1 protein-coding gene is annotated in these 1652 nt (G+C 45.5%); it reads left to right on the forward strand.

Annotated features, from left to right (window positions below; all coding sequences use genetic code 11):
• Positions 1 to 1652, forward strand: a 1652-nt coding sequence (locus K8R76_02575) for a hypothetical protein (GenBank protein ID MCD4847058.1), incomplete at both ends; no start/stop codon positions are given.

The following is a 1652-nucleotide window of genomic DNA, read 5'->3' on the forward strand; positions in this document are numbered from 1 at the left end:
CCTGTTAGTAACAGCGAGATTCTTGATGTGACAGTGATATTTTCCGAGCCCATGAATACAGGTTCGGCAATTGTAACTGCAGGTATGGAATCTCCATATGATGATATAACCGCAACAATGACTGGTTGGAGTTCAACCAACTGTCCTGATGATCCTGATTATCGGGATACTTGGCATGGTACCCTGGGTGGATTAGTTTTTCTTGAGGGAGAGATGACTCTCAGCATCCAGGCGGAAGATGTTGATAATAATGGATTGATGAATCCCTCATCAACATTAGCTGAATGGCGTTACAACGATACCCATCATGATTTCACGCTGGAATCTTCCGGAGATAGCTGGACTGTAACCCTTCATGATTATGTAAACGGCTCCCCGGTACTTTCTGATCTTGATGATGATGGTGATCTTGATGTAATAGTCCAGTGTACTGATGGTTATGTTCATGTTCTTGCTGATGATGGCAGTTCATGGAACGAGAACTGGCCGATGTCTTCAGGAGGCTGGGGGAGTATCAATGTAAAGTCATGTCCGTCCATAGTTGATCTTAATGGCGGTGGTTTGGATATCCTTTCCGTTCATGCCTGTGGTTGCCATGCCCGTGATCTTTCAACCGGAGGGAATATATCCAACTGGCCGGTTATTATGGGTGGTTCAGAAGCTCTCGGTTTTTATCCCAGTATGTCTTCTCCTGTTATTGGAGATGTTGATTCCGATGGTTATCCTGAGATGATTCTCTGTCGTCATCTTTCCGATTCGACAATACTTGAACCCACGGTATATCTGTTCGAGCATACGGGAGGGGCTTGGACATGGCGTCGCAATCTTGAGACAGGTGGATCTTCGGTGATTTCCACACCTGCAGTGGGAGATGTGTCATCAAGTCACTTTGGTATGGAGATAGTAGTATGTACAGCAGAGGGTTATCAGACAGATGGTGATTCAGAATCTTCAAAGGATTATAACAGCGCAGTTTATCTTCTGGATCCTGATAATGGTTTAGATATAGTGTCTCCAGCTTACTACAACTGCTGGTTCTGGGCTTCCCCGGTAGTTGCAGATATCGATGATGATGGTGTGAACGAGATAATAGTCGGAACAGGAATCAGCGGAACAAGTAGCCGCAAAGTCTTAGTTTTAAATGGTAACACATTGAATGAGGAACACGTCTGGAATGTTGGCAGCATGGTCAAACATCCGGTTGCTATCGGAGATATGAATGATGACGGCATTCTTGATGTAGTAGCAGTTGACAACAGCGGAAAGGTCAATTGCTGGTACTGGTCAGGTGATGAATATCAATCTCTTCCTGGATTCCCTGTATCCATTGAAGGTATTCCTGCGGCACCATCAATAGTGAACATTGATGGAGATATCGAACTTGAGATAGTAGTAGGTACCGGAGATGGATATCTATACGCTATCAACAGCGATGGCAGCATCTGCAGCGGTTATCCTGTATCCTGCGGTAGTGGAGTTTTCGGCCAGGTAGCCATCGGCAACATCGATGATGATAACGGTCTTGAGATGATATTTGCCGATGACATCAATCCTGTACTTTACTGCTATGATCTGGGGGCAGGTACTTTCCCAGCTGAAATGCCGTGGCGCCAGTTCCAGCATGACAGCTGGCATACTGGCTGTATTGATGC

This window comes from Candidatus Aegiribacteria sp. (assembly GCA_021108435.1).
GTDB lineage: Bacteria > Fermentibacterota > Fermentibacteria > Fermentibacterales > JCC-6 > Aegiribacteria.